We start from the raw sequence: 24,269 nt of genomic DNA on the forward strand, positions 1-24,269 counted from the left end.
GGGGCGCGCCGCAGCTGGTCAGCTGCGGCGCATCCATCAGCGATAAGGTGCGTCGGCGGCGCGCGCAGCGGCGATGTCATTTTCATAACGATCACCTACGGCCAGCAACATCTCTTTCGTGTAATACAAATCCCCGCGTTTCTCGCCGTGGTATTCCAGGATTTGCGTCTCGACGATCGAATCGACCGGGCAGGACTCTTCGCAGAAACCGCAGAAGATGCACTTGGTCAAATCAATATCGTAACGCGTGGTGCGGCGCGAGCCGTCGTCACGCTGTTCCGATTCGATCGTGATGGCCATCGCCGGGCAAACCGCTTCGCACAGTTTGCAGGCGATGCAACGTTCCTCGCCGTTCGGGTAGCGGCGCAGCGCGTGCAAGCCACGGAAACGCGGCGAGATCGGTGTCTTCTCTTCCGGGAATTGCACCGTGATCTTGCGCGAAAACATGTACTTGCCTGTCAACGCCATGCCCTTGATCAGCTCGCCTAACAAGAGGCTGCTGAAGAAATCTTTTACCTTATCCATTCGTATGCACTCTCTTACTTCCAAATATTCCAGGATGTCTGCATCCAGGCAGCGACGAAGACCAGGTAGACCAGCGTCAACGGGATAAACACTTTCCAGCCGAGGCGCATGATCTGGTCATAACGGTAGCGTGGGAAAGTACCGCGTACCCAGATGAACACCGACACGATGAAGAAGGTCTTGGCGAACAACCAGAAGAAGCCGCCGAAACCACCCCAGAACTCAAGGAAAGCAAATGGTGCGGACCAGCCACCGAGGAACATGATCGAAGCCAGGGCGCCGATCAGGATCATGTTGGCGTATTCGGCCAGCATGAACATGGCGTAGGCCATGCCCGAGTACTCGACCATGTGGCCGGCCACGATTTCCGACTCGCCTTCGACGACGTCGAACGGGTGACGGTTGGCTTCAGCCAGGCCCGACACCAGGTAGATGACGAACATCGGCAGCAGCGGCAACCAGTTCCACGACAGGAAGTTCACGCCCTTGTCGGCGAAGAAGCCGATTTGCTGGCCGCCGACGATGTCGATGAAGTTCAGGCTGCCCGAGACCATCAGCACGATGACCATCACGAAGCCCATCGGGATTTCATACGAAATCATCTGTGCCGAAGCGCGCATGGCGCCCATGAACGAGTATTTCGAGTTCGAGGCCCAGCCGGCGATGATGATGCCGTAGACTTCCATCGAGGTAATCGCCAGCAGCATCAGCAAGCCTGCGTTGACGTTGGCCAGTACGGCTTGCGGACCGAACGGCACGACCGACCAGGCAGCCAGGGCCGGCATGATGGTCATGATCGGGCCGATCACGAACAGGCCCTTGGCGGCCTTGGACGGGATGATGATCTCTTTGAACAAGAGTTTCAGCGCATCGGCGATCGGTTGCAGCAAGCCCAAAGGACCCACGCGGTTCGGGCCGACGCGGATCTGGATCCAGCCGATCAGCTTGCGTTCCCACAAGGTCAGGTAGGCAACCAGGCCCATCAGCGGCAGCAGCACGCACAGGATCTTGATCAGGGTCCAGAAGAACGGCCAGGAGCCGCCCAGCAAATCCTGGCCGCTGCTGTTGATGACGTTTACAAATTCAGGCAGAGCCATCAGATTTTCCCCTCTGCTGTTTCAACTGTGATGTCACCGAACATGCCGCCCAGGCTAGCCGTCGAGGCATGCGCCGCCGACACTTTCACCACATTGGCTGGCAGGCCGGCATGGATTGCCGCCACCAGGATGGCGCTGCCGGAGCCTTGCGCCACTTTGACCTTGTCGCCCGCCTTGATGCCCAGCTTGTCAGCCAGCGCCAGGGACAGGTGCGCTTGCGGCGCGGCGCCATCGACCGTGCGCAGCAGCGGTTCGGAGCGGCGTACCAGCGCGTCGGCGAAGTAGATCGGCACGTCGGCGATGCGTTGCAGCGCTGGCGAAGCCGGTGCATACGAGGCCGCTTCCGGGGCGTTCTTGGCGATGTTGTTCAGCTGTGCCGACAAATCGGTCACGCCGGCACCAAACGCTTCGTCGCGGATCGCTTCCGAGGTGTCGTAGTCGAAACCGGCCAGGCCCAGGATGTTGCCCAGGACGCGCAGCACTTTCCAGGCTGGACGGGTATCGGCCAGCGGTTTCACGGTGCCGTTGAAGCTTTGCGCGCGGCCTTCGCAGTTGACGAAGGTGCCCGAAGTTTCAGCGAACGGGGCGATCGGCAGCAAGACGTCGGCGTAATCCATGCCGTGCTTGAAGGCGGACATGGCCACGACCATGTCGGCGCCATCCAGGGCGGCGCGGGCCGCTTGTGGATTGGCGGCATCGAGTTCCGGCTCGGCGTGCAGCAGCACGTAGGCTTTCTTCGGTACGGCAAACGCGGCTTGCACATTGGCGCGCGGCTTGGCGACCAGGTGCGCGCCAACCGTGTTGGCCGCTTCCGTCAGGTAACCGAGCTTGGCGCCCGTCTGTTCGGCGATCCATTGCGCGGCAGCATGCAGTTGCGACGCTTGCGGGTGTTGCGTTGCCGCATTACCCAGCAGCACGGCGCCGTTGTCGCCGGCCATCAGGCTGGCGGCAATCGCGACAGCCACGTCCGAAGCGTTCACCGCTTCAAAACCGGCAGGTGCGGCGATTTCTTTCGCTTTAGCAATAGCAACGACCACTTCCGACAAGGCCGCCAGCCAATCGCCAGGTGCGACGATCATCTTGTTGGCGATGGTGATCAATTGATCATCGTCGGACGCGTGCAGGATCGACAGCTTGGCGCCGCCCTTGACGGACGCGCGCAAACGCGTGGCCAGCAGCGGGTGATCCTTGCGCAGGAACGAGCCGATGACGAAGGCGCGCTTGATCTGGCCAAATTCGTTGATCGGCATGCCCAGCCAAGGTTTGACGGACGCGTCGAGCGCGAAGTCGGTCTGGCGCAGGCGGAAGTCGACGTGCTCGGAACCGAGACCGTGGGCCACTTTTTGCAGCAGGACCAGCTCTTCGACGGTCGAATGCGGCGTTGCCAGCGCGGCGATGGCGTCGGCGCCATGCTCGTGCTTGATATTTTTCAAACCGTGCGCCACGTATTCCAGCGCCGTTTGCCAATCGACTTCTTTCCACTCGTTGCCTTGTTTCAGCATCGGGGACGTCAGGCGTTCGGCGCTGTCCAGCGCTTCGTACGAGAAACGGTCCTTGTCCGAGATCCAGCACTCGTTGACGGCTTCGTTTTCCAGCGGCAATACGCGCTTGACCTTGCCAGCTTTCACTTGCACGATCAGGTTCGCGCCCAGGCCGTCATGCGGGCTGACCGATTTGCGGCGCGACAGTTCCCACGTACGGGCGCTGTAGCGGAACGGCTTCGAGGTCAGTGCGCCGACCGGGCACAGGTCGATCATGTTGCCCGACAGTTCGGAGTCGACCGTCTGGCCCACGAAGGACACGATTTCCGAGTGTTCGCCGCGGCCGATCATGCCCAGTTCCATCACGCCGGCCACTTCCTGGCCAAAGCGTACGCAACGGGTGCACTGGATGCAGCGCGACATTTCCTGCATGGACACCAGCGGACCGGCTTCCTTCGGCTGCACGACGCGCTTGTCTTCCTTGTAGCGCGATTCGCTCTTGCCGTAACCCACTGCCAGGTCTTGCAACTGGCATTCGCCGCCCTGATCGCAGATAGGGCAATCGAGCGGGTGGTTAATCAGCAAGAATTCCATGACCGACTTTTGCGCCTGCACAGCTTTATCGCTGGCGGAGCGCACGATCATGCCGGCACTGACCGGGGTCGCACAAGCGGGCAAAGGCTTGGGCGCCTTTTCCACTTCGACCAGGCACATGCGGCAGTTCGCTGCGATCGACAATTTCTTGTGATAGCAGAAGTGCGGAATGTAGGTTCCCAATTTGTTGGCGGCGTCCATCACCATGCTACCAGCAGGGACTTCGACTTTTTTGCCGTCTATTTCGATTTCAACCATGGTGATCGTTACCTGACGCAGCTTAGATATATGCGGGCACTAAGCAATGCTTGTGCTCGATATGATATTCAAATTCTTCACGGAAATTCTTAATGAAGGCCCGTACCGGCATGGCAGCCGCATCGCCCAGCGCGCAAATGGTGCGGCCCTGGATGTTGTCGGCGATCGAGTTGAGCATGTCCAGGTCGTCTGGACGACCCTGCCCCTGCTCGATGCGGTGCACCATGCGGTACATCCAGCCTGTGCCTTCACGGCAAGGCGTACACTGGCCGCACGATTCTTCAAAGTAGAAGTAGGACAGGCGTTCCAGCGCCTTTACCATGCAGCGTGTTTCGTCCATCACGATGACGGCGCCCGAACCCAACATCGAACCGGCTTTCGCGATCGAGTCGTAGTCCAGGTCGGTCTGCATCATGATGTCGCCGCGGATCACCGGAGCGGACGAGCCGCCAGGGATCACGGCCTTGATCTTTTTGCCACCGCGCATGCCGCCTGCCAGTTCCAGCAGGGTCGCAAACGGGGTGCCGAGCGGCACTTCGTAGTTGCCCGGTTTTTCCACGTCGCCCGAGATCGAGAAGATCTTCGAACCGCCGTTGTTCGGCTTGCCCATCGCCAGATATTTCTCTGGACCAATGTTCAGCACGAAAGGCACGGCCGCGAAGGTTTCCGTGTTGTTGATCGTCGTCGGCTTGCCGTACAGGCCAAACGAGGCAGGGAAAGGCGGCTTGAAGCGCGGCTGGCCTTTCTTGCCTTCCAGCGACTCCAGCAGGGCCGTTTCTTCGCCGCAGATGTAGGCGCCATAACCATGGTGCGCATGCAACTGGAACGAGAACTCGCTGCCCATGATCTTGTCGCCCAGGAAACCGGCGGCGCGCGCCTCTTCCAGCGCTTCTTCGAAACGCAGGTATTCCTGGAAGATTTCACCGTGGATATAGTTATAGCCGACGGTGATGCCCATCGCATAAGCGCCAATGGCCATGCCTTCGATCAGCGCATGGGGATTGTAACGAATGATGTCACGGTCCTTGAAAGTGCCCGGTTCGCCTTCATCTGTATTGCAGACGAGGTATTTTTGACCCGGGAACTGGCGCGGCATGAAGCTCCACTTCAAGCCGGTAGGGAAACCCGCGCCGCCACGGCCGCGCAAGGACGAAGCCTTGAGGTCGGCGATGATCTGTTCCGGCGTGATTTTCTCTTCCAGGATACGCCGCAGGGCGCTATAGCCGCCGCGGTTCACATAATCTTGCAAATGCCAGTTCTTGCCATCCAGATCCTTCAGGATCAATGGATCGATATGGCGGTTGTGGAGTGACGTCATTTCTTGAGTTCCTCCAGCATGGCGTCGATCTTCTCGTTCGACATCCAGCTGCACATGGTTTTATTACTGACCAGCAAGACAGGCGCATCGCCGCAAGCACCCATGCACTCGCCTTCAACCAGGGTGAACTGGCCGTCTGCGGTGGTTTCGCGGAAATCGATACCCAGTTTCTGCTTCAGGTAGTCTGCAGCGCGCACGCCGCCCGACAGGGCGCATGGCAGGTTGGTGCACACGGTGATCTTGTGCTTGCCCACGGGTTTCACGTTATACATATTGTAGAACGTGGCCACTTCCTGCACGGCAATCGCCGGCATGCCGATGTAATCGGCCAGTTCCTTCATGGTTTCCGGCGCCAGCCAGCCCAGTTCATCCTGGGCATGGGCCAGCGCGGCCATGACGGCCGACTGACGCTGGTCGGCCGGGTACTTGGCCAGCTCGCGGTCAATTTTCTTATAGCATTGCTCTGATAACAACATACTTTTTGCCTCTTAGCGGTCAATACTGCCGAACACGATATCTTGCGTCCCGATGATGGTCACGGCGTCGGCAAGCATGTGCCCACGCGCCATCTCGTCGAGCGACTGCAAGTGGGCGTAGTCTGGCGCGCGCAGTTTCATGCGGTACGGCTTGTTGGCGCCATCGGACACCAGATACACGCCGAACTCGCCCTTCGGATGTTCCACGGCACTGTAGGCCTCGCCTGGCGGCACGTGGAAACCTTCCGTGAACAGCTTGAAGTGGTGAATCAGCGATTCCATGTTGGTCTTCATGTCGACGCGGCCCGGAGGCGCCACCTTGCGGTTGCTGGTCATGACAGGACCTTCATTGTTGCGCAGCCACTCCACGCATTGCTTGATGATGCGGTTCGACTGGCGCAGCTCTTCCACGCGGACCAGGTAGCGGTCGTAGCAATCGCCGTTAGTGCCGATAGGAATGTCGAAATCCATCAAGTCGTACACTTCGTACGGCTGTTTCTTGCGCAAATCCCACTGCACGCCCGAGCCGCGCAGCATGGCGCCCGTAAAGCCCATGGCCAGTGCATCTTCCGGCGAGACCACGCCGATGCCGACGGTACGCTGTTTCCAGATACGGTTGTCGGTCAGCAAGGTTTCGTACTCGTCCACGGAGTTCGGGAAGCGGCGCGCGAAGTCTTCGATGAAGTCCAGCAGGGAACCCTGGCGGTTTTCGTTCAGCTTGCCGATGGCCTTGGCGTTGCGGATGATCGACGCCTTGTGCTGCGGCATCGCGTCCGGCAGGTCGCGGTACACGCCGCCCGGACGGTAGTAGGCCGCGTGCATGCGCGCGCCCGAGACTGCCTCGTAGGCGTCGAACAAGTCTTCGCGGTCGCGGAAGCAATACAGGAACGGGCCCATGGCGCCAACGTCCAGCGCGTGGGTGCCGAGCCACATCAGGTGATTCAGGATACGCGTCATCTCGTCGAACATGACGCGGATGTATTGCGCGCGCAGCGGCACTTCCAGGCCCAGCATCTTTTCGATGGCCATCACGTACGCATGTTCATTGCACATCATCGACACATAGTCGAGACGGTCCATGTACGGCACGGATTGCAGGTAGGTCTTCTGTTCAGCCAGCTTTTCGGTGGCGCGGTGCAGCAGGCCGATATGCGGGTCGGCGCGCTGGATGACTTCGCCATCCATCTCCAGCACCAGGCGCAGCACACCGTGCGCGGCCGGATGCTGCGGCCCAAAGTTCAGGGTGTAGTTCTTAATCTCAGCCATTATTTCATCCCGTAATGTTCTTCGCGGATCACGCGCGGCACGTTTTCCCGCGGCTCGATCGTCACGGGCTGGTAAATCACGCGCTTTTGTTCCGGATCGTAGCGCATCTCGACATAGCCGGAGACGGGGAAATCCTTGCGGAACGGATGGCCGATGAAACCGTAGTCGGTCAGCAGGCGGCGCAAGTCGTTGTGGCCTTCGAAGAGGATGCCCAGCAGGTCGAATGCTTCGCGCTCGTACCAGTTGACGGCGCGCCAGATGCCGACCACGGAGGGCAGCAGCGGCATGTCGTCGTCCGGCGCGAACACGCGCACGCGCACGCGCCAGTTGTGCTTGACCGACAGCAAGTGCGAAACGGCCGCGAAACGCAGGCCATCCCAGCTACCGTCGCCATAGGTCGAGTAGTCGACGCCGCACAGGTCGAGCAATTGCTCGAAATGCAGGGTCGGATCGTCGCGCAGGGTCAGCATCACGGCCAGGTAGTCCTCGGCCTTGACGACCAGGGTGACTTCGCCCAGCGCAACCGTCGTGCTAACGCGATCGCCCAGGGCAGTGCCGAGGGCGTTTTGCAATACTTCTAAATGTGTTGTCATAATCTGAAGCGGCCCCGTTAGCGTGCGATCGTGCTGGTACGCTTGATCTTGTTCTGCAACTGCATGATGCCGTACAGCAAGGCTTCAGCGGTCGGAGGACAGCCAGGCACATACACGTCGACGGGCACGATGCGGTCGCAACCGCGCACCACGGAATAGGAGTAATGGTAGTACCCGCCGCCATTGGCGCAGGAACCCATAGAGATGACCCAGCGTGGCTCTGCCATCTGGTCGTAGACCTTGCGCAGGGCCGGCGCCATCTTGTTGCACAGGGTGCCGGCAACGATCATGACGTCGGACTGACGCGGCGACGGACGAAACACGACGCCGAAACGGTCCATATCGTAGCGGGCTGCGCCCACATGCATCATTTCGACCGCACAGCAGGCCAGACCGAACGTCATCGGGAACATAGACCCGGTGCGCGCCCAGTTGATCAGCTTGTCGGCCGAGGTGGTGATGAAACCTTCGCTTAATACGCCTTCAATAGCCATGGCTTATTCCCAGTCAAGGGCACCTTTCTTCCAAATGTACCAAAATCCGACCACGAATTCAGCGATGAACACCATCATCGTGACGAAACCGGCCCAGCCCAGGTCGCGCATTGCAACGCCCCATGGGAAAAAGAATGCCGTTTCCAGATCGAACAAAATAAACAGGATTGCGACCAGATAGTAGCGCACATCAAATTTCATGCGCGCGTCTTCGAATGCTTCAAAGCCACATTCGTACGGGGAGAGTTTTGCTGCGTCGGGCTTGTTAGGGCCTAACAGGCGCCCCAGGAGCTGGGGAGCGATACCGACACCAAGGCCGATAATAATGAACAGCAGGACGGGGAAGTAATTTTCGAGGTTCACGATTGATGAGCTTATATTGAACGATCGGTTAAATGAGGACGCTGCGATCATTTGCAGCGTATCTAACGCACGACCCCAATCAAAGCTAAGACCAGGATCGAACGACACATCCTCGTAAAAAAAGCCAGCAACTTTGTACGAGCCATGGCTCGTGCGCCGTTGCTGGCTTCTGATTTCTGGTGCCGACGACGAGACTCGAACTCGTACAGCTTTCGCCACTACCCCCTCAAGATAGCGTGTCTACCAATTTCACCACGTCGGCGGTAAGGCCCGTATTCTACTCTGCTTTGCCGCTAAAGTTAATGCACAAATGCATCAAAACACAGATAAAAACGATAAATTTTTACATCTTCCAGCGCGCCACGATTTTTTCCTGCCGCACTGCTAAAACATTGAGCAATAATCTGCCCGTAATGAGAATTACTCTCGATGAGGTATCGAGCTGATACAGAATTACTTCGGAATCGCGCCGGCAGGGGTGCTGGCAACCGGAGCCGCCGCTGCCGGAGCGCTGGCAGCCGGAGCTGCTGCTGGCACCGTCGTCGGGATCGCGCCCGCACCGGTGACCGGTACTGGCTTGACGACTTTATCCATCACGCCGCCGCCGACCGTGGTGGCGCGTTGATTCGCCATCAGCGACAGGGCCAGGGTGGCGCCGAAGAAGATCGCGGCGGCAACGCCCGTCGATTTCGACATGAAGTTCGACGAACCCGTCGCACCGAACAGGCTGCCCGAGGCGCCCGAACCGAAGGCGGCGCCCATGTCGGCACCCTTACCGTGCTGCAACAACACCAGCGCGATAATCGACAATGCCGAAATAACCTGTACTACCACTACCAGATTGAACATCATGTTCATTGCAATTCCATTCTTAGTTTAAAGTAATTCAATCAGCGGCGTGAATAATCGCCAGGAAATCCGCCGCCTTCAATGCTGCTCCACCGATCAGACCGCCATCGATATCCGGCATCGCCATCAATTCTTTTGCGTTCTCCGGCTTCATGCTGCCGCCGTACAGGATTTGCACGCCGGCGGCCGCTACCGCATTCTTTGCCACCAGCTGGGCGCGCAATACCTGATGCACGTCCTGCGCCATTTGCGGCGTGGCGGTCTTGCCCGTGCCGATGGCCCAGACTGGCTCGTAGGCCAGCACCAGTTTCGCCACGTCGTCGGCGGAAATCGCCGCCAGCACGGCGCCCAGTTGCTGCGCCACAACGGCATTGGTCTGGCCCGCTTCGCGCTGCGCCAGGGTTTCGCCGATGCAGACGATAGGCGTGATGCCCGCCGCCAGCGCCGCAACCGTCTTGGCCGCCACCTGCGCATCGCTCTCGCCATGGTAGGCGCGGCGCTCGGAATGCCCGATCACCACATAGCCGCAGCCGAAATCCTGCAGCATGGCGGTCGAGATTTCTCCCGTGTAGGCGCCGCTGGCGTGCGCGGACACATCCTGCGCGCCCCAGCCAAGGGCCGTGCCTGCCAATTGCGCCTGGCACTGCGCCAGATACGGCGCAGGCACACAGACGGCGCTGGCGGCGCCAGAGGCAGCCAGGCCAGCAACTATTTCAGACAATAACACCGCGTTCGAGGTGCGACTGCCGTTCATTTTCCAATTTCCGACGACGAGTTTGCGACGCATAGTAGCCTAAATTCTAATAACCCGTCATTCTAACTCCGGCACCGATGCCGGTCAAACAGGCAGTGCCCCGTTTCAGGCAACTTGCAACATGATCTTGCCCACGTGCGTGCTCGCTTCCATCAAGGCATGCGCCTCATTGGCTTTTTCCAACGGGAAAGTTTGATAGATCACGGGCTTGATCTTGCCCGCCTCGATCAGCGGCCAGACGGTCGCGCGCAAATGGCTGGCGATGGCCGCCTTGAAGGCGATGGAACGGGGACGCAGGGTGGAACCCGTCACCGTCAGGCGGCGGCGCAGCAAGCTGCCCAGGTCCAGTTCCGCCTTGGTGCCGCCCTGCACGGCGATCAGGCCGATGCGGCCATCGTCGGCCAGGCAATCGATTTCGCGCGGCAGGTAGTCGCCGCCCACCATGTCGAGGATGACGTCGACGCCTTTGCCACCGGTCAATTCCTTGACGACGGCGACGAAATCTTCGGTGCGGTAGTTGATGCCCCGTTCGGCGCCCAGCGCCTCGCAGGCGCGCGCCTTCTCGTCGCTGCCCGCCGTGGCGAACACGCGATGCCCCAGGGCGGCGGCCAGCTGGATGGCCGTCACGCCGATGCCGGACGTGCCACCCTGCACCAGTAACGTTTCGCCATCGGCCAGCGCGCAGCGGTCGAAGACATTGCTCCAGACGGTAAAGAAATTTTCCGGCAGGGACGCGCCTTCCAGCGCCGTCAAGCCTTGCGGCAAGGGCAGGCACTGGCCGCTTGGGGCGGCGCAGTATTCGGCATAGCCGCCGCCCTGCACCAGCGCGCAGACCAGGTCGCCCTTCTTGAATCCGGTATTGGTAAAATCGCCATCGACGACTTCGCCCGCCACCTCCAGGCCCGGCAAGTCGGACGCGCCGGCGGGCGGCGCATACTTGCCCAGGCGCTGCAGCACGTCGGGACGGTTGATGCCGGCCGCGTGCACCTTGATCAGCAGTTCGCCCGCCTTATATTGCGGCATGGGACGTTCCGCGATCTGCAAAACGTCGGCGGGACCTGGCTGGCTGATGGCAACTGCACGCATGGCGGAACTCTCTCAAGGGAAAACGGCGATTGTACGCCAAGCCGCCCTCCCCTGCAGACCACCACCCCGTCTTAACCGGCGCCCGTTTTCGACTGGCGCGGCAAGGGCGTGCCCGGCTTCCATTTCGCCGACAGGGCTTGCCCCTCTTCGACTTGCTCATGCGTCATCTTGCGCACCACGGCGGCGCGCTGGTCGGCCGCATTCGCGTTGCCATTCGCGGCCGCCAGGTTCCACAGCATGTAGGCGATGACGTTATCCTGCTGCACGCCGCCCATGTGGTAGCGGTACATCAGGCCCAGCACCTGCTGCGCCTCGGCATGGTTCTGCTCGGCCGCCTTGCGGAACCAGCCGACGGCCTGCTTATGATCCTGCAGCACGGCGTTGCCTGTGTAATACATGGCACCCACCACATACTGGGCGTCGGCCTTGCCCTGCTCGGCCGCCTTGCGGTGCCAGAACATGGCTTGCTTGTAATCCTGCGGCAAGCCCCGTCCCATATAATACATCAAGCCCAGCAAGTGCTGGGCATCGGCGCTGCCGGTCTTGGCAAGGGGCAATATTTCCTTGTAGGCCAAGGCGTAATTCTTGTTGTTGTAGGCACTGGCGCCTTCGGCGAAGCCAGCCCGCGCGGGTAGCTGTATCGTCAACAGCATGAGTAATGTAATGATCAGTTTTTTCATCGGAATGGGATGTGGTCTGACTACTTATTCTTGTCCTGCCAATACGGCCTGCGGCAGGATGCTTTTACTTCCAGCTAACTTTGCCCAGGCCCTCGACGCTGACATCGCGGTTGACCGGCTTGCCGTACACCACCACCGAACCGAGCCCGCTCAAGTTCAGCTTGGCATTCGTATGGGCATTCACCGTGGCGTTGCCGAGGCCGCTCAATTCCAGGTTCACGGCGTCCGCTTCGAATTGCTGCGCATTCAGGCTGCCCAGGCCGCCCAGGCTGGCTTTCAAGAGTCGTCCGCGTCCGCCCAGCACGACCGAGCCCGCACCCTGCAAGTCCAGCTCGGCCCGCTCATTGTTGCCTATCCATATCTGCATGCTGCCCACGCCGCCCAGGCTGGCGTTGAGCTTGCGGTAGTCGCCCACCAGCTTGATGCTGCCCGCCCCTTCCAGCGACAGGGTCAGTTCCTCGCCCTTGAAACCCGTGATGTCCGTGCTGCCGAAGCCTTCCGAGCTCAGCTCGCGCAAATTCGGCAAGACCAGGTCCGCGCGTATCGACGAAGGGCCGATCTTGAAGCCGCGCACCTCCGTTTCGATGTGCAGGGTATCGCCGCTTTGCGCCGTGCTGACGTCGGCGATATAGCGCTTGTCGGCCGTGATGCTCAGCGAAGGCACGTTGCCCTGGCGAATGCGCACCTCCATCACGCCATCGAGCTTGACGCGCACCACGCGGGCGTCGATGTTGCGCATTTCCAGCAAGCGGGTCTCCGCGGCCGCGCCGCGCACCAGGCCCAGAGTCGCCAGGAACAGCAGCGCCAATTGCAGTGTCTTTTTCATGTAGTGCATCCTCGGTATCTTGTTTTTATGTGTCGCGGCGCCCTCGTGGGACCCGCGCGCATCGCCGCTGGCTGCCACTGTAGCAGCAGCAAAAATTGCTGACAATCAATTATGCAAAACGGGCTTTTTCCAAGGCGGTCAAGCGCTTGGCCTTGACCACCACCACTTGCATGGCCGCCTTGTTCGCTGGCGCGGCCAGGGTGGCCGTGGAACTGGCCACTTGCAGGGCCGGGGCGGCCGGGGCGATGGCGTAGCAGCTGGCGCCGAGCAAGATGGCGGCGGCAACGGCGATGACTTCCATGTTTTTAGCGACGTTCATTTGAATCTCCTCGGGTGTCTGGCAGTGGGCTTGCGGTATGGTGTCACTATAGCCATACCACTCCCGGCAGACACGCCGATTGCGACGAACTGCGCTTTTGGCAGGCTGGCCTGACAAAAACGCGGATGAACGTGCCGAATAAGCGTCGCGATTGCTGTACGCTTAAAACTCTTCCCACTCGTCGGCGCCGGACTTGGCCGCCTTGACGGGCTTGGCCGGCGACAGCGCGCGGGCTGGCGCGCGCGGCGCGGCAGCACGAACGGCCGGCTTCGCCTTGAGGCGCGTCACGGGCGCGGGCGCCGCGGCAGGGCCCGCATCGCCGAGGCGGAACATGCCGACGGCTTGCGCCAGGTCCACGGCCTGCTCCTGCAGGCTTTCCGCGGCAGCGGCGGCTTGCTCGACGAGGGCCGCGTTTTGCTGCGTCATGGTATCCATGTGCGTGACGGCCGTATTGATTTCGCCGATGCCGGCGCTCTGTTCGCGGCTGGCCACCGTGATTTCGCTCATGATGGTCGTCAATTGCTGCACCGACGCCACCACCTGGTCCATGGTCTGGCCCGCCTCATCGACGAGGCGGCCGCCCGCATCGACTTTTTCCACCGAATCGCCGATCAATTCCTTGATTTCCTTCGCCGCGCCGGCAGACCGCTGCGCCAGGTTGCGCACTTCGGACGCCACCACGGCAAAGCCCCTGCCCTGCTCGCCAGCGCGCGCCGCCTCGACGGCCGCGTTCAAGGCCAGGATATTCGTCTGGAAGGCGATGCCGTCGATCACGCCGATGATGTCGACGATCTTGCGCGAGCTTTCCTGGATGCCGGCCATGGTGCCGACCACTTGCTGCACCACGCGGCCGCCCTTGGCCGCCACTTCCGAGGCGGACACGGCCAGCTCATTGGCCGCATGCGCGTTTTCCGCATTCTGCTTGACGGTCGACGTCAGCTCATCCATCGAACTGGCCGTTTCTTCCAGCGCGCCCGCCTGCGCTTCCGTGCGCGAGGACAGGTCGGCATTACCTGCGGCGATATCGGCCGATTCGCTGCGCACCAGGGTGCTGATGCTGCGGATCTGCACCAGCACGGTGGCGATCTTTTCGACGAACAAGTTGAACGCCTTGGCGATCTGCGCCAGCTCGTCCGTGCCTTCCGCGTCGAGGCGGCTGGTCAGGTCGCCGTCGCCCGTGGCGATCGCTTCCATCGCATCGCGCACCAGGCCCAGGCGGCGCAAGGCGCGCGCCACCAGCACGCTCAAGACCGTGGCGGCCAGGGCCAGCACCAGCAAGGCCGTCAAGGCCGAGGCGCGCAGCATGGAGCTCAAGGCTTGCGTCGCTTCTGCACGGTCGAGCACGGTCGCCAGCAGCCAGTCGCTGCCCGGCACCTTACTCACATGCAAGATGCCATTGCGTTCGCCGAGGCGGATGGCGGCGCCGTCGCCGCTCTTTTCGATGTCGGCCAGCGCCTGCGCACTGAGGCCCGGATCCAGCTCGGCCAGCGGCTTCAGGGTCAGCTTGCCGTCCGGATGGGCGATGATCTTGCCGCCGCCATCGACGAGGAAGGCATAGCTGGACGCCGTCGGCTTGATCGAAGCGACGTTTTGCACCACCGCATCCATCATCACGTCGGCCGCCATCACGCCCGTCACGCTGCCCTTGCCGCCCAGCGGCTCGGCAAACGTCACCACCAGCTTGCCCGTGCTGGCGCCGATGTAGGGCGCCGTGATGATGGGGCCGCCCACTTCGGACGCCAGCTTGTACCAGGGCCGCGCCGTGGGATCGTAGTCGGCGGCGCGCTTGCGCTCCTGCGAAAAGACGGCGTGCTTGTCGGCAAAGCCGATATACGCCATGTCGAAGGTGCCGGCCTGCTCGGCCGCCTTCAGGGCTGGCAGCGGATCGGCCGCCGTGGCGCCCTGCTTGAGCGAGCCCACGACGGCTTGCTTGGAACGCAGCCATTCGGCGATGGCCGCGGCATGGCTGTGCGACAACTGCAGCATCTGCGTGTCGAGCGCGGCCAGGGTGCTGGAGCGGGTAGTGAAGAAGTTGGCGATGGCGACGGCCAGCATGGCCAGCACGACGATGGAAACGGCGATGGCGATCAGCCGCGCCTTAAGGGAGGACAACATGGTGCATCCAATAAAAAAGAGAAAATCGGGAGGGATGCGCCATGGTCAGGGAATAAGATTTTGTCGTCAAGCAATACTGACAGTCAATTACCCATAAACAACAATTGATACCATATATTAATCAGATCTCGCCGCGCAGCTTGCGCAGGGCCAGCGATTCGCCGCCCGTCGCCTCGATGCGGAAACGGGCAAATGCCTGCTCCAGCTCGGGGTAACGGCGCAAGCCGCCTTCCGTGAAATAACGCCCGCCGGGGATGTCGCCCCACGGCAGGGGCGTCGTCAAGGCGCCGCTGCCCGCCAGGGCCAGCAGCGGCTCCAGCGCGCTGCGCAAGTCGGCCACTTCCCCATCGGCGGGCGCCAGGCGCGTCAACAACTGTTCCAGTTCGGCGGCATGGGCTTGCAGGCGCGGTTGATCCATCATCTCTCCTCAATTCTTGATCGTGCCGATCAGCACGGGGGCCGACCACAGGCTGCGGTTGGGCAGCAGATACTGCTGCGCCCCGCCACGGCGCCGCACCAGCCCGCCCAGCTCTTCCGTCGGCGCCACCTGGCTGACGAACACGCTGACGGTACCCTTGGGCATGACCTGATACACATCATACAGCGGCGCCTCGCTCTTCAAGGGCAAGCCGAAACAGTCGGCCAGGCTGGCGCACTGGCCCGAAGCCAGCTGCAATTGCGCGCTGGTGGTGAAATACGGCGAGTACGGCGACACATTCTGGCCATGCGGCACGATCTTCACCAGCGCGGCCGACATGGCTTGCACATCGGGCAAGGTGCTGCCGGAGGCGAGCTGCTCGACCGCTCGCGCGTAAATCGTCTCGGCCGGGGCGGCAGGATCGGCGGCGCGCAGTTCGCGCAGGAATTGCTGGCCCGGCGCGCTGTCCAGGTAGGGATCGATGGCTTCGCGCTGCAAGCCCGCCGTCCTGAAGGTGCTGAGGTCATTGATTTCGCGCGCATGCACGGCGCGCAAGGCGTCGAGGTCTTGCACCGGCATGGCCGCGGACGCGGCGGCGATAGGGATGGGCAACGGCACCGGCGTCGGTGCGCTATCCAGCTGCGCCCGGACACCGGGCGCGACGGCAAGCAGAAAGGCGGCGGCCAGCCCGCAGTATGTGCGCATGCTGCATCTCCTTGGAAGACTCGTTCAGGGGAAGATCCCATGCCGAATCTACAGAGAGCAGCGGCGGCCGATACGCGCTGGATCAAGGCCAGTGCAGACAGGCGGGCAACGCGGCACACGCCTTCGATACAGCGCAAACGCGGCGCATAAAAAAACCGCCAGGGCTTGCGCGCCGGCGGTTTTTGAGCATGCGGCCGAAGCCGCACTCAGGCGAACCTGAAAGACATTAAGCGGCTGGCGCTTCGTTGCCTTCGGCAGCTTTCATCGACAGCTTCAAACGGCCGCGGTCGTCCGTTTCCAGCACTTTGACGCGCACCAGCTGGCCTTCTTTCAGGTAGTCGGCCACGGCGTTGACGCGCTCGTTGGCGATCTGCGAGATGTGCAGCAAGCCGTCCTTGCCTGGCATGACTTGCACGATGGCGCCGAAGTCCAGCAGTTTCAGCACGGTGCCTTCGTAGGTCTTGCCCACTTCGACGGAAGCGGTCAGTTCTTCGATGCGGCGCTTGGCTTCCTGGCCGGCAGCAGCGTCGACGGAAGCGATGGTGACCACGCCTTCGTCGCTGATGTCGATCTGGGTGCCCGTCTCTTCGGTCAGCGCGCGGATCACGGCGCCGCCCTTGCCGATCACGTCACGGATTTTTTCCGGGTTGATCTTGATGGTGATCAGACGCGGTGCGAAATCGGACAGTTCGGTTTTGACGTGCGGCATGGCTTTTTGCATTTCGCCCAGGATGTGCTCGCGGCCTTCCTTGGCTTGCGCCAGTGCCACTTGCATGATTTCCTTGGTGATGCCCATGATCTTGATGTCCATCTGCAGCGCCGTGATACCGTTGCGGGTACCGGCCACCTTGAAGTCCATGTCACCCAGGTGATCTTCGTCACCCAGGATGTCGGACAGCACGGCAAACTTGCCGCCTTCCTTGATCAGGCCCATGGCGATACCGGCCACGTGTTCCTTCATCGGCACGCCGGCGTCCATCAGTGCCAGGCAGCCGCCGCACACGGAAGCCATCGACGAGGAACCGTTCGATTCCGTGATTTCCGATACCAGGCGCACCGAGTAGCTGAACTCTTCAGCTGCTGGCAGGGCGGCGATCAGCGCGCGCTTGGCCAGGCGGCCGTGGCCGATTTCGCGGCGTTTTGGCGTACCGACACGGCCCGTTTCGCCGGTGGCGAATGGAGGCATGTTGTAATGCAGCATGAACGAATCGGTGAACTCGCCCATCAGCGCATCGATCTTCTGGCTGTCGCGGGCGGTGCCCAGGGTAGCGACGACCAGCGCTTGCGTTTCGCCGCGCGTGAACAGGGCCGAACCGTGGGTGCGTGGCAGCACGCTGGTGCGGATCGAGATCGGACGCACGGTGCGCGTGTCGCGGCCGTCGATGCGTGGCTCGCCGTCCAGGATTTGCGTACGCACGATCTTCGCTTCGATGTCGAACAGGATGTTGTTGACTTCAGCGCTGTCGATCGATGCGCCGCCGGCGGCAGCCGCTTCGGCCGACAGGTCGGCGATCACTTCCGACGTCGCCGCTTTCAGCTTGGCCGTACGCTCTTGCTTGTCCTTGGTTTGATACGCGTCATTGATCTTGGCGTTGGCGAAATGCGCGACGCGGGCGATCAGTGCTTCGTTTTTCGGCGCAGGCGCCCATTCCACTTCAGGCTTGCCGCCGTCACGCACCAGGTCGTGAATCGCGTCGATGACGACTTTCATCTGGTCGTGGCCGAAGACCACGGCGCCCAGCATGATTTCTTCGGACAGCTGTTTCGCTTCCGATTCGACCATCAGCACGGCCGTTTCGGTACCGGCGACAACCAGGTCCATTTCCGACGTTTTCAGTTGCTGGACGGTCGGGTTCAGGATGTACTGGCCATTGGCGTAACCGACGCGCGCGGCGCCGATAGGACCGTTGAAAGGCACGCCCGATACGCACAGGGCAGCCGAGGCGCCGATCATGGCGGCGATGTCCGGATCGATTTCAGGGTTGACCGACAGCACGTGAATGATGACTTGCACTTCATTCAGGTAACCTTCCGGGAACAGCGGACGGATAGGACGGTCGATCAAACGGGATGTCAGTGTTTCTTTTTCGGAAGGACGGCCTTCGCGCTTGAAAAAACCGCCCGGGATTTTACCGGCAGCATAGGTTTTCTCAACATAATCAACCGTCAAAGGGAAGAAATCCTGGCCTGGCTTGGCATCTTTGCGTGCCACCACCGTTGCCAGAACGACGGTATCTTCGATCGACACCAGCACTGCGCCGGATGCCTGACGTGCGATTTCGCCGGTTTCCAGGGTCACTTGGTGTTGACCGTACTGGAAGGTTTTCGTAACTTTGTTAAACATGGGGTATCCCTTTTCTAATTGCCGACAGATTTTCAGGGGCTGTCGTTCACCTCACCACAGGCGGCGTAAAAATGCTGCCTTTACTTGTTGCCACCTTTGCTACTTTACTTTTAAAACATGATATCGGTAGAGAATACTGTACTTCTCGACATAAATCCGGAATTCAAATGACAAAATGCCCGCGTCAGCGAACTGGCGCAGGCATTTCTGTATAAACCTTGTACGGCAAAAATTACTTGCGCAGACCAAGTTTAGCGATCAGGTCGCGATAACGGGTAGCGTCTTTAGCCTTCAGGTAGGACAACAGGCTCTTACGACGGTTGACCATCATGATCAGGCCGCGGCGGGAGTGGTGATCTTTCGAGTGGGCTTTGAAGTGGCCGTTCAGTTCGTTGATGCGAGCTGTCAGCAGTGCAACTTGCACTTCAGGGGAGCCGGTGTCGTTTTGACCACGTGCGTTGTCCGCGATGATAGCGGCTTTGTTGATGTTTTCTACTGTCATGATAAACCTTTCACATGCGGTGCACAGAGTCTGAACCCTATCCACCGTGAACTACGATTATTAAAATACTGGTCTATGCTGCCAACCAGACGCGCAAGTATATCGGAAAAATGCCCGCCTGTATCCTGCCGTGCGCGCTTTTCTCGGTGCATGATAGGGTTTTCCTGCATTTCAGGAGGTCAAACATGAAAAATCTGCTCAAATTAGCAACACCCATGCTGTTTGCCGTCCTGGCCGGCTGCGCTAGCTGGAACGTCCCGCCGCCGCAGCCGGGCGAGCCGCGCGCCGCCGTGGAAGCGCGCCTGGGCCGGCCAAGCAACATCTACCAGCTGCCCACGGGCGCGGAACTGGAATACGCGACGGGCCCCTACGGCCAGTACACGTACATGGCCCGCTTCGGCCCCGACGACAAGCTCATTTCCTACGAGCAAGTGCTCGACACGCCGGGCTTTGCCCGCGTCAAGGTGGGCGTATCGACCCAGCAAGACGTGCTGCACACCCTGGGCCGCCCGACGGAAACGTCGTATCTGTCGCTGCCGAAACTGCACGTCTGGTCTTACCGCTACAAGGAATCGGGTGTGTGGGATTCCATGATGCACGTGCACTTCGACCACGACGGCATCGTGCGCATGATGATGAACGGCCCCGATCCGGCCAAGGAAGAGCGGCGGTTTTTCTGGTGATTCATTACCTGTGCAACAACGCCTGATAAAACCGTAGCGAGCGGAAGAGAGAGGTGGCTAAGAAGCGCAACCGTACTCTGGTACGGTGAGCATCAAATTCGGGGGTCAGACCCGGCGGGTCTGACCCCAGACTTACGGCTGGGGGTCGATGCGCTCATCCTTGGCATGCAGTTTATTCAGCGCCGACAGATACGCCTTCGCCGATGCGACGATGATGTCCGGGTCGGCGCCCACGCCGTTGACGATGCGCCCGTCGCGCGACAATCGCATGGTGACTTCGCCCTGCGACTGCGTGCCCGTGCTGATGGCATTGACGGAGAACAAGACCAGCTCCGCGCCGCTGGCGGCCGCGCTTTCGATGGCGTTGACGGTGGCGTCGACGGGACCGTCGCCCCGCCCTTCGCAACTCAGTTGCTTGCCGCCGACGAGGAATTCCACGCGCGCATGCGGCACGGCGCCCGTCGTCGACTGCTGCGTCAGTGAAATGAAACGGTAGTGCTCACTCTCCTGCGCCTGCTGTTCCTCGCTGACGAGGGCCATGATGTCTTCGTCGAAAATCTCGGATTTCCGGTCTGCCAGCTCCTTGAAGCGGATGAAGGCGGCATTGATGTCCGCTTCCGATTCCAGCGCGATGCCCAGCTCGTGCAGCCGCTGCTTGAAGGCGTTGCGGCCCGACAATTTTCCCAGCACGATCTTGTTGGCCGTCCAGCCCACGTCTTCGGCGCGCATGATTTCATACGTCTCGCGCGCCTTCAAGATGCCGTCCTGGTGAATGCCGGACGCGTGCGCAAAGGCGTTCGCGCCGACGACGGCCTTGTTCGGCTGCACGGCAAAGCCCGTGATTTGCGACACCATCTTGGATGCCGCCACGATTTGCGTCGTGTCGATACCCACCGTCAAGTTGTAATAGGCGGCGCGCGTGCGCAGCGCCATCACCACTTCTTCCAGCGCCGTGTTGCCGGCCCGCTCGCCCAGGCCATTGATCGTGCATTCGATTTGCCGCGCGCCGCCTATCATGACGCCGGCCAGCGAATTGGCCACAGCCAGGCCCAGGTCGTTATGACAATGGACAGACCAGATGGCTTTATCGGCGTTCGGGATGCGTTCGCGCAAGCGTTTGATGGTGGCGCCAAAGATTTCCGGCACGGCATAGCCCACCGTATCGGGGAAATTGATGGTGGTGGCGCCCTCGGCAATCACGGCTTCCAGCACGCGGCACAGGAAATCCTCGTCGGAGCGGCTGCCGTCTTCGGGGCTGAATTCGATGTCGTCCGTGAACTGGCGCGCGTAGCGCACGGCGTTTTGCGCTTGCGTCAGCACTTGCTCTGGCGTCATGCGCAGCTTCATCTGCATGTGCAGGGGCGACGTGGCAATGAAAGTGTGGATGCGCTTGCGCTCGGCCGGCGCCAGCGCTTCGGCGGCGCGGGCGATGTCGCGGTCGTTGGCGCGCGACAGCGAGCAGATGGTCGATTCGCGCACGGCGCCGGCTATCGCCCGTATCGACTCGAAGTCGCCTTGCGAGGCGGCGGCGAAGCCCGCTTCGATCACGTCGACCTTCAGGCGCTCGAGCTGCTTGGCGATGCGCAGCTTTTCCTCGCGCGTCATGGAGGCGCCCGGCGATTGCTCGCCGTCGCGCAAGGTGGTGTCAAAAATGATGAGTCGGTTGCTGGTGCTCATGGCTGCTCCTGGCTGGCTGAAGACTGGCGACGCTACCGACTCAGCGCATCAATGCTCGGGGTCGGTCTGGATAATGCTGACGGGCTTGCCCTTCGCCATGCGCCAGAAGAACACGGCGTAGCCGGACAGGCCATAGGCGACGAAAATCGGGAACAGCACTTTCGGCGGGTCGATGGAGATGAGCGCAAAGAACAATGCCAGCAGGAATACCACGATGAACGGCACGGACTTGCGGAAATTCACATCCTTGAAGCTGTAGAACGGCACGTTGGTGACCATAGTCAGGCCGGAAAACAGGGCGATCGCCCACGACACCCAGGCCAGCTGGTTGCCGGCAAATTCCAGGTCGTTCATCAACAGGATGAAGCCGGCCACCATGGCCGCCGCTGCCGGGCTGGGCAAGCCCTGGAAGAAGCGCTTGTCGACCACGGCGATATTCGTGTTGAAGCGTGCCAGGCGCAAGGCGGCGCCGGCGCAATACACGAAGGCGGCCAGCCAGCCCAGCTTGCCCATGCCGCGCAGCGACCATTCGTAGATCACCAGCGCCGGGGCGGCGCCGAACGACACCATGTCGGACAGGCTGTCGTACTGGGCGCCGAATTCGCTCTGCGTATTCGTCAGGCGCGCGATGCGGCCGTCGAGGCCGTCGAGGATCATGGCGATGAAGATGGCCCAGGCCGCGTGCTCGAATTTCTGGTTCATGGCCATGACGATGGCGTAGAAACCGCAAAACAGGGCTGCCGTCGTGAAGGCGTTCGGCAACAGATAGATGCCGCGGCGGCGCAAGGTTTTCTTGCCAGTGCCATCGGTCACCGGCTGGCGCACGAATTTGCTGAAGCGGGACGCTTTGGATGCTGCGGGAGTGCCGTTCTTGCCTCTACGACGGGGGAAGTTTGCCATGTTGTTCCATATCTTGTGTACTGCGGGGGAATCGGTGCCAGATGGCGGGCGCATGACTGTCTCGCCATGCGCCCGCCGATATTGCCATTATAGAGGAGCTACCGCCAAAGAAAAGCGTGGCGGCGTCAAGCTGACAATATTGATCCCGAAGCTAGCCTTATTTGAACTTGACCTTCGCCACCAGGCCCATATTGAGGGTCGTTTCGCCTGGCTCGAAGCTCGGCTCGGCCACCTGGTTGCCGCCATAGCCCATGGCGTCGGCACTCATGTTGCGCGCGCCGGCCACGCTGACGCGCTGCGCGTAATTGCCCGAGCCTTCGAAATCGATGGTGTCGATCACGGCGTCATTGACGTTGCGGCCCATGGCGCCGGCGATGGCGGCCACGCGTTCGTTCAGGTTCCTGTAGGCGGCCGCGATGCGCTGGTCGTCGAGCTTGCGGATGGTGGCGGGCGCCAGGCCGAAGTTCAGGCGGTTCAGGGTCAGCACGCCTTGCGCTGCGGAAACGGTTTTCGGCAAGGCGGCCAGGTTGGTCGTCGTGACCTGCAGGTATTGGCCCACTCTCCAGCCCGTCGGCACGCGCGGCTTGGCGGCGACGCCTGGCGGCAGCGGCGCCGTTTCCGGGTACACGGCATACGTGTAGTAGCCCTGGGTCTTCAGCACGGCTTGCGGATCGGCTTTCTTGACGATGGCGGCGCCCTGGTTCATCTTCTGGTTCACGCGCGAGGCGGCGGCGGCCTTGTCCTTGTCCTGCTCTTCGATGGCCAGGGTGACGGTCACCTGGTCATTCGCATGCACGACTTCGCCGTTGGCGGGCACCACCACGAGGGTGCCGGAAGTGGGCAAGGCCTGGGCTTGTGCGCCCATGGCAACGGTAGCGGCGGCGGTAACGACAGCGGCGGCCAGCATGGTTTTCATGACGGTCATGGTGTTCTCCTGAAAAATAATGGGGCAAAAACGACCATGGGGCCAACAGCCCCATGATTTTTAAAACAGTCTAACGCGGAATTGTTTCCACGCTAATGCACTTACTTGAACTTGACCTTGCCGACGACACGCATGTCGAGCGTCGTTTCGCCCGGCTCGAAGCTCGGTTCGGCGACGGTGCTGTCTTCAGCCATCTTGGCGCTGCGCATCATCATCGGTGCGGCGGCAGCACGGTTTTCGGTGACATAGTTGCCCGAACCTTCGAAGTCCACCGTATCGAGCACGGCGTCGGCAACGTTGCGGCCCATGGCCTTGGCGATGGCGGCCACGCGCTCGTTCAGGTTTTTATACGTGGCGGCGATGCGCTGATCGTCCAGCTGGCGGATGGTTTCCGGCTTCAGGCCGAAATTCAAGCCATTCAGGGTCAGCACGCCTTGCGCCGCCGACACGGTCTTTGGCAGGGACGCCAGATTCGCCGTCGTCACTTCCAGGTACTGGCCCACGCGCCAGGCCGTCGGCAAACGCGGCTTGGCGACGGCGCCGGCCGGCAGCGGACGCTCTTCCGGGTACACGGGATAGGTGTAATAGCCGTACGATTTCAGCGCGGCAGAAGGATCGGCCTGCTTGACGATGGCGATGCCCTTGTTCATCTTCTGGTTGACTCGCGACGCGGCGGCTGCCTTGTCCTTGTCCTGTTCTTCGACGGCCAGGGTAGCGACCACCTGGTCATTGACATGCTTGACTTCGCCAAACGCGGGTACGACCACCAGGGTGCCGTTGGTCGGCAGGGATTGGGCTTGTGCGCTCAAGGCAACGGTGGCAGCGGCGGCAACAAGGACGGATTTCATCACGGTCATGGGGTACTCCTAGGTAGTTAATATGGCTGACAGCCCGCGAAAGGGGTGGCTGTTGCCACCTCTTTCGCTTGAGAAACTTGTCAAACTGTGTAGATTCTAACGCCTCATTCATTCCTGTGGCGCAAATTAACAAATCGTCACAAAATGTGCTTGCCAGTCACATC

General features: G+C 61.1%; 25 protein-coding genes and 1 tRNA gene. 1 reads left to right on the forward strand and 25 read right to left on the reverse strand.

Annotated elements, in window-relative coordinates:
• Positions 1 to 36: 36 nt before the first annotated feature.
• The 21 genes from nuoI to rpsO form a co-directional block, all read right to left on the reverse strand.
• The gene (gene nuoI / locus O0881_RS07855; RefSeq protein ID WP_010399726.1) at positions 37 to 525 is read right to left on the reverse strand and encodes an NADH-quinone oxidoreductase subunit NuoI; all 489 of its coding nucleotides are present in this window, start codon (positions 523 to 525) and stop codon (positions 37 to 39) included.
• A 14-nt stretch (positions 526 to 539) separates the two neighbouring features.
• Entirely contained in the window at positions 540 to 1,622 is a 1,083-nt protein-coding gene (gene nuoH, locus O0881_RS07860) for an NADH-quinone oxidoreductase subunit NuoH (RefSeq protein WP_071076363.1), read from the reverse strand.
• Positions 1,622 to 3,955 (reverse strand): NADH-quinone oxidoreductase subunit NuoG, encoded by a 2,334-nt coding sequence (nuoG, locus tag O0881_RS07865; protein ID WP_289910805.1) that lies wholly within the window; start codon positions 3,953 to 3,955, stop codon positions 1,622 to 1,624. The genes nuoH and nuoG overlap by 1 nt, the downstream gene beginning before the upstream one ends.
• 22 nt (positions 3,956 to 3,977) lie before the next feature.
• Positions 3,978 to 5,273 carry an NADH-quinone oxidoreductase subunit NuoF gene (nuoF, locus tag O0881_RS07870; RefSeq protein WP_010399729.1) on the reverse strand — a complete coding sequence of 432 codons (1,296 nt, stop codon included), beginning with the start codon at positions 5,271 to 5,273 and terminating at the stop codon, positions 3,978 to 3,980.
• On the reverse strand, positions 5,270 to 5,749 hold the full coding sequence (gene nuoE / locus O0881_RS07875; RefSeq protein WP_034749989.1) for an NADH-quinone oxidoreductase subunit NuoE: 480 nt from the start codon (positions 5,747 to 5,749) through the stop codon (positions 5,270 to 5,272). The genes nuoF and nuoE overlap by 4 nt, the downstream gene beginning before the upstream one ends.
• Positions 5,750 to 5,761: 12 nt before the next feature.
• Positions 5,762 to 7,015, reverse strand: coding sequence for an NADH-quinone oxidoreductase subunit D (locus O0881_RS07880; protein WP_034749992.1), 1,254 nt, complete (start codon positions 7,013 to 7,015; stop codon positions 5,762 to 5,764).
• A complete protein-coding gene (locus tag O0881_RS07885; protein ID WP_251351428.1) occupies positions 7,015 to 7,608 on the reverse strand; it encodes an NADH-quinone oxidoreductase subunit C in 594 nt (197 codons plus the stop codon). The genes O0881_RS07880 and O0881_RS07885 overlap by 1 nt, the downstream gene beginning before the upstream one ends.
• Positions 7,609 to 7,625: 17 nt before the next feature.
• On the reverse strand, positions 7,626 to 8,102 hold the full coding sequence (locus tag O0881_RS07890; protein WP_010399733.1) for an NADH-quinone oxidoreductase subunit B: 477 nt from the start codon (positions 8,100 to 8,102) through the stop codon (positions 7,626 to 7,628).
• A gap of 3 nt (positions 8,103 to 8,105) precedes the next feature.
• Positions 8,106 to 8,465: an NADH-quinone oxidoreductase subunit A gene (locus tag O0881_RS07895; protein WP_010399734.1), complete on the reverse strand. Its 360-nt coding sequence runs from the start codon at positions 8,463 to 8,465 to the stop codon at positions 8,106 to 8,108.
• A gap of 177 nt (positions 8,466 to 8,642) precedes the next feature.
• A tRNA-Leu gene (locus tag O0881_RS07900) sits at positions 8,643 to 8,727 on the reverse strand.
• Between the two features lie 191 nt (positions 8,728 to 8,918).
• Entirely contained in the window at positions 8,919 to 9,323 is a 405-nt protein-coding gene (secG, locus tag O0881_RS07905) for a preprotein translocase subunit SecG (protein ID WP_034749996.1), read from the reverse strand.
• Positions 9,324 to 9,351: 28 nt separating this feature from the next.
• Positions 9,352 to 10,101, reverse strand: a complete 750-nt coding sequence (gene tpiA / locus O0881_RS07910; protein WP_230520958.1) for a triose-phosphate isomerase — start codon at positions 10,099 to 10,101, stop codon at positions 9,352 to 9,354.
• Between the two features lie 72 nt (positions 10,102 to 10,173).
• Positions 10,174 to 11,154 carry an NAD(P)H-quinone oxidoreductase gene (locus O0881_RS07915; protein ID WP_289910809.1) on the reverse strand — a complete coding sequence of 327 codons (981 nt, stop codon included), beginning with the start codon at positions 11,152 to 11,154 and terminating at the stop codon, positions 10,174 to 10,176.
• A 71-nt stretch (positions 11,155 to 11,225) separates the two neighbouring features.
• Entirely contained in the window at positions 11,226 to 11,834 is a 609-nt protein-coding gene (locus O0881_RS07920) for a tetratricopeptide repeat protein (RefSeq protein WP_289898460.1), read from the reverse strand.
• Between the two features lie 64 nt (positions 11,835 to 11,898).
• Positions 11,899 to 12,660 (reverse strand): DUF2807 domain-containing protein, encoded by a 762-nt coding sequence (locus O0881_RS07925; protein WP_099388387.1) that lies wholly within the window; start codon positions 12,658 to 12,660, stop codon positions 11,899 to 11,901.
• Between the two features lie 109 nt (positions 12,661 to 12,769).
• The gene (locus tag O0881_RS07930) at positions 12,770 to 12,979 is read right to left on the reverse strand and encodes a hypothetical protein (RefSeq protein ID WP_099667156.1); all 210 of its coding nucleotides are present in this window, start codon (positions 12,977 to 12,979) and stop codon (positions 12,770 to 12,772) included.
• Positions 12,980 to 13,141: 162 nt separating this feature from the next.
• The gene (locus tag O0881_RS07935; protein WP_289910810.1) at positions 13,142 to 15,094 is read right to left on the reverse strand and encodes a methyl-accepting chemotaxis protein; all 1,953 of its coding nucleotides are present in this window, start codon (positions 15,092 to 15,094) and stop codon (positions 13,142 to 13,144) included.
• A 121-nt stretch (positions 15,095 to 15,215) separates the two neighbouring features.
• Positions 15,216 to 15,515 (reverse strand): hypothetical protein, encoded by a 300-nt coding sequence (locus tag O0881_RS07940; protein ID WP_289910811.1) that lies wholly within the window; start codon positions 15,513 to 15,515, stop codon positions 15,216 to 15,218.
• Between the two features lie 6 nt (positions 15,516 to 15,521).
• Positions 15,522 to 16,217, reverse strand: coding sequence for a hypothetical protein (locus tag O0881_RS07945; protein ID WP_289910812.1), 696 nt, complete (start codon positions 16,215 to 16,217; stop codon positions 15,522 to 15,524).
• A gap of 226 nt (positions 16,218 to 16,443) precedes the next feature.
• On the reverse strand, positions 16,444 to 18,561 hold the full coding sequence (gene pnp, locus O0881_RS07950) for a polyribonucleotide nucleotidyltransferase (protein ID WP_010399742.1): 2,118 nt from the start codon (positions 18,559 to 18,561) through the stop codon (positions 16,444 to 16,446).
• Positions 18,562 to 18,793: 232 nt separating this feature from the next.
• The gene (gene rpsO, locus O0881_RS07955; RefSeq protein ID WP_010399743.1) at positions 18,794 to 19,063 is read right to left on the reverse strand and encodes a 30S ribosomal protein S15; all 270 of its coding nucleotides are present in this window, start codon (positions 19,061 to 19,063) and stop codon (positions 18,794 to 18,796) included.
• 185 nt (positions 19,064 to 19,248) lie between these two features.
• Between rpsO and bamE the strand changes: the two genes are divergently transcribed.
• Positions 19,249 to 19,746, forward strand: a complete 498-nt coding sequence (gene bamE, locus O0881_RS07960; RefSeq protein WP_289910813.1) for an outer membrane protein assembly factor BamE — start codon at positions 19,249 to 19,251, stop codon at positions 19,744 to 19,746.
• 132 nt (positions 19,747 to 19,878) lie between these two features.
• Here the strand turns inward: bamE and O0881_RS07965 are convergent, their stop codons facing one another.
• From O0881_RS07965 to O0881_RS07980, 4 genes are all read right to left on the reverse strand, one after another.
• Positions 19,879 to 21,423, reverse strand: coding sequence for a 2-isopropylmalate synthase (locus O0881_RS07965; protein ID WP_289910814.1), 1,545 nt, complete (start codon positions 21,421 to 21,423; stop codon positions 19,879 to 19,881).
• Between the two features lie 48 nt (positions 21,424 to 21,471).
• Positions 21,472 to 22,323: a CDP-diacylglycerol--serine O-phosphatidyltransferase gene (gene pssA, locus O0881_RS07970; protein ID WP_077407095.1), complete on the reverse strand. Its 852-nt coding sequence runs from the start codon at positions 22,321 to 22,323 to the stop codon at positions 21,472 to 21,474.
• A gap of 157 nt (positions 22,324 to 22,480) precedes the next feature.
• Positions 22,481 to 23,248: an SIMPL domain-containing protein gene (locus tag O0881_RS07975; RefSeq protein ID WP_289910815.1), complete on the reverse strand. Its 768-nt coding sequence runs from the start codon at positions 23,246 to 23,248 to the stop codon at positions 22,481 to 22,483.
• Between the two features lie 101 nt (positions 23,249 to 23,349).
• Positions 23,350 to 24,105, reverse strand: a complete 756-nt coding sequence (locus O0881_RS07980) for an SIMPL domain-containing protein (protein WP_289910816.1) — start codon at positions 24,103 to 24,105, stop codon at positions 23,350 to 23,352.
• Positions 24,106 to 24,269 lie beyond the last annotated feature (164 nt).

Source organism: Janthinobacterium sp. SUN100 (genome assembly GCF_030397705.1).
Classification (GTDB): domain Bacteria; phylum Pseudomonadota; class Gammaproteobacteria; order Burkholderiales; family Burkholderiaceae_D; genus Janthinobacterium; species Janthinobacterium kumbetense.

Bases quoted from the DNA above. Each gene is read 5' to 3' on its own strand.
- nuoI (WP_010399726.1), bottom strand. From the start codon at position 525: ATGGATAAGGTAAAAGATTTCTTCAGCAGCCTCTTGTTAGGCGAGCTG.
- nuoH (WP_071076363.1), bottom strand. From the start codon at position 1,622: ATGGCTCTGCCTGAATTTGTAAACGTCATCAACAGCAGCGGCCAGGAT.
- nuoG (WP_289910805.1), bottom strand. From the start codon at position 3,955: ATGGTTGAAATCGAAATAGACGGCAAAAAAGTCGAAGTCCCTGCTGGT.
- nuoF (WP_010399729.1), bottom strand. From the start codon at position 5,273: ATGACGTCACTCCACAACCGCCATATCGATCCATTGATCCTGAAGGAT.
- nuoE (WP_034749989.1), bottom strand. From the start codon at position 5,749: ATGTTGTTATCAGAGCAATGCTATAAGAAAATTGACCGCGAGCTGGCC.
- O0881_RS07880 (WP_034749992.1), bottom strand. From the start codon at position 7,015: ATGGCTGAGATTAAGAACTACACCCTGAACTTTGGGCCGCAGCATCCG.
- O0881_RS07885 (WP_251351428.1), bottom strand. From the start codon at position 7,608: ATGACAACACATTTAGAAGTATTGCAAAACGCCCTCGGCACTGCCCTG.
- O0881_RS07890 (WP_010399733.1), bottom strand. From the start codon at position 8,102: ATGGCTATTGAAGGCGTATTAAGCGAAGGTTTCATCACCACCTCGGCC.
- secG (WP_034749996.1), bottom strand. From the start codon at position 9,323: ATGAACATGATGTTCAATCTGGTAGTGGTAGTACAGGTTATTTCGGCA.
- tpiA (WP_230520958.1), bottom strand. From the start codon at position 10,101: ATGCGTCGCAAACTCGTCGTCGGAAATTGGAAAATGAACGGCAGTCGC.
- O0881_RS07915 (WP_289910809.1), bottom strand. From the start codon at position 11,154: ATGCGTGCAGTTGCCATCAGCCAGCCAGGTCCCGCCGACGTTTTGCAG.
- O0881_RS07920 (WP_289898460.1), bottom strand. From the start codon at position 11,834: ATGAAAAAACTGATCATTACATTACTCATGCTGTTGACGATACAGCTA.
- O0881_RS07925 (WP_099388387.1), bottom strand. From the start codon at position 12,660: ATGAAAAAGACACTGCAATTGGCGCTGCTGTTCCTGGCGACTCTGGGC.
- O0881_RS07930 (WP_099667156.1), bottom strand. From the start codon at position 12,979: ATGAACGTCGCTAAAAACATGGAAGTCATCGCCGTTGCCGCCGCCATC.
- O0881_RS07935 (WP_289910810.1), bottom strand. From the start codon at position 15,094: ATGTTGTCCTCCCTTAAGGCGCGGCTGATCGCCATCGCCGTTTCCATC.
- O0881_RS07940 (WP_289910811.1), bottom strand. From the start codon at position 15,515: ATGATGGATCAACCGCGCCTGCAAGCCCATGCCGCCGAACTGGAACAG.
- O0881_RS07945 (WP_289910812.1), bottom strand. From the start codon at position 16,217: ATGCGCACATACTGCGGGCTGGCCGCCGCCTTTCTGCTTGCCGTCGCG.
- pnp (WP_010399742.1), bottom strand. From the start codon at position 18,561: ATGTTTAACAAAGTTACGAAAACCTTCCAGTACGGTCAACACCAAGTG.
- rpsO (WP_010399743.1), bottom strand. From the start codon at position 19,063: ATGACAGTAGAAAACATCAACAAAGCCGCTATCATCGCGGACAACGCA.
- bamE (WP_289910813.1), top strand. From the start codon at position 19,249: ATGAAAAATCTGCTCAAATTAGCAACACCCATGCTGTTTGCCGTCCTG.
- O0881_RS07965 (WP_289910814.1), bottom strand. From the start codon at position 21,423: ATGAGCACCAGCAACCGACTCATCATTTTTGACACCACCTTGCGCGAC.
- pssA (WP_077407095.1), bottom strand. From the start codon at position 22,323: ATGGCAAACTTCCCCCGTCGTAGAGGCAAGAACGGCACTCCCGCAGCA.
- O0881_RS07975 (WP_289910815.1), bottom strand. From the start codon at position 23,248: ATGACCGTCATGAAAACCATGCTGGCCGCCGCTGTCGTTACCGCCGCC.
- O0881_RS07980 (WP_289910816.1), bottom strand. From the start codon at position 24,105: ATGACCGTGATGAAATCCGTCCTTGTTGCCGCCGCTGCCACCGTTGCC.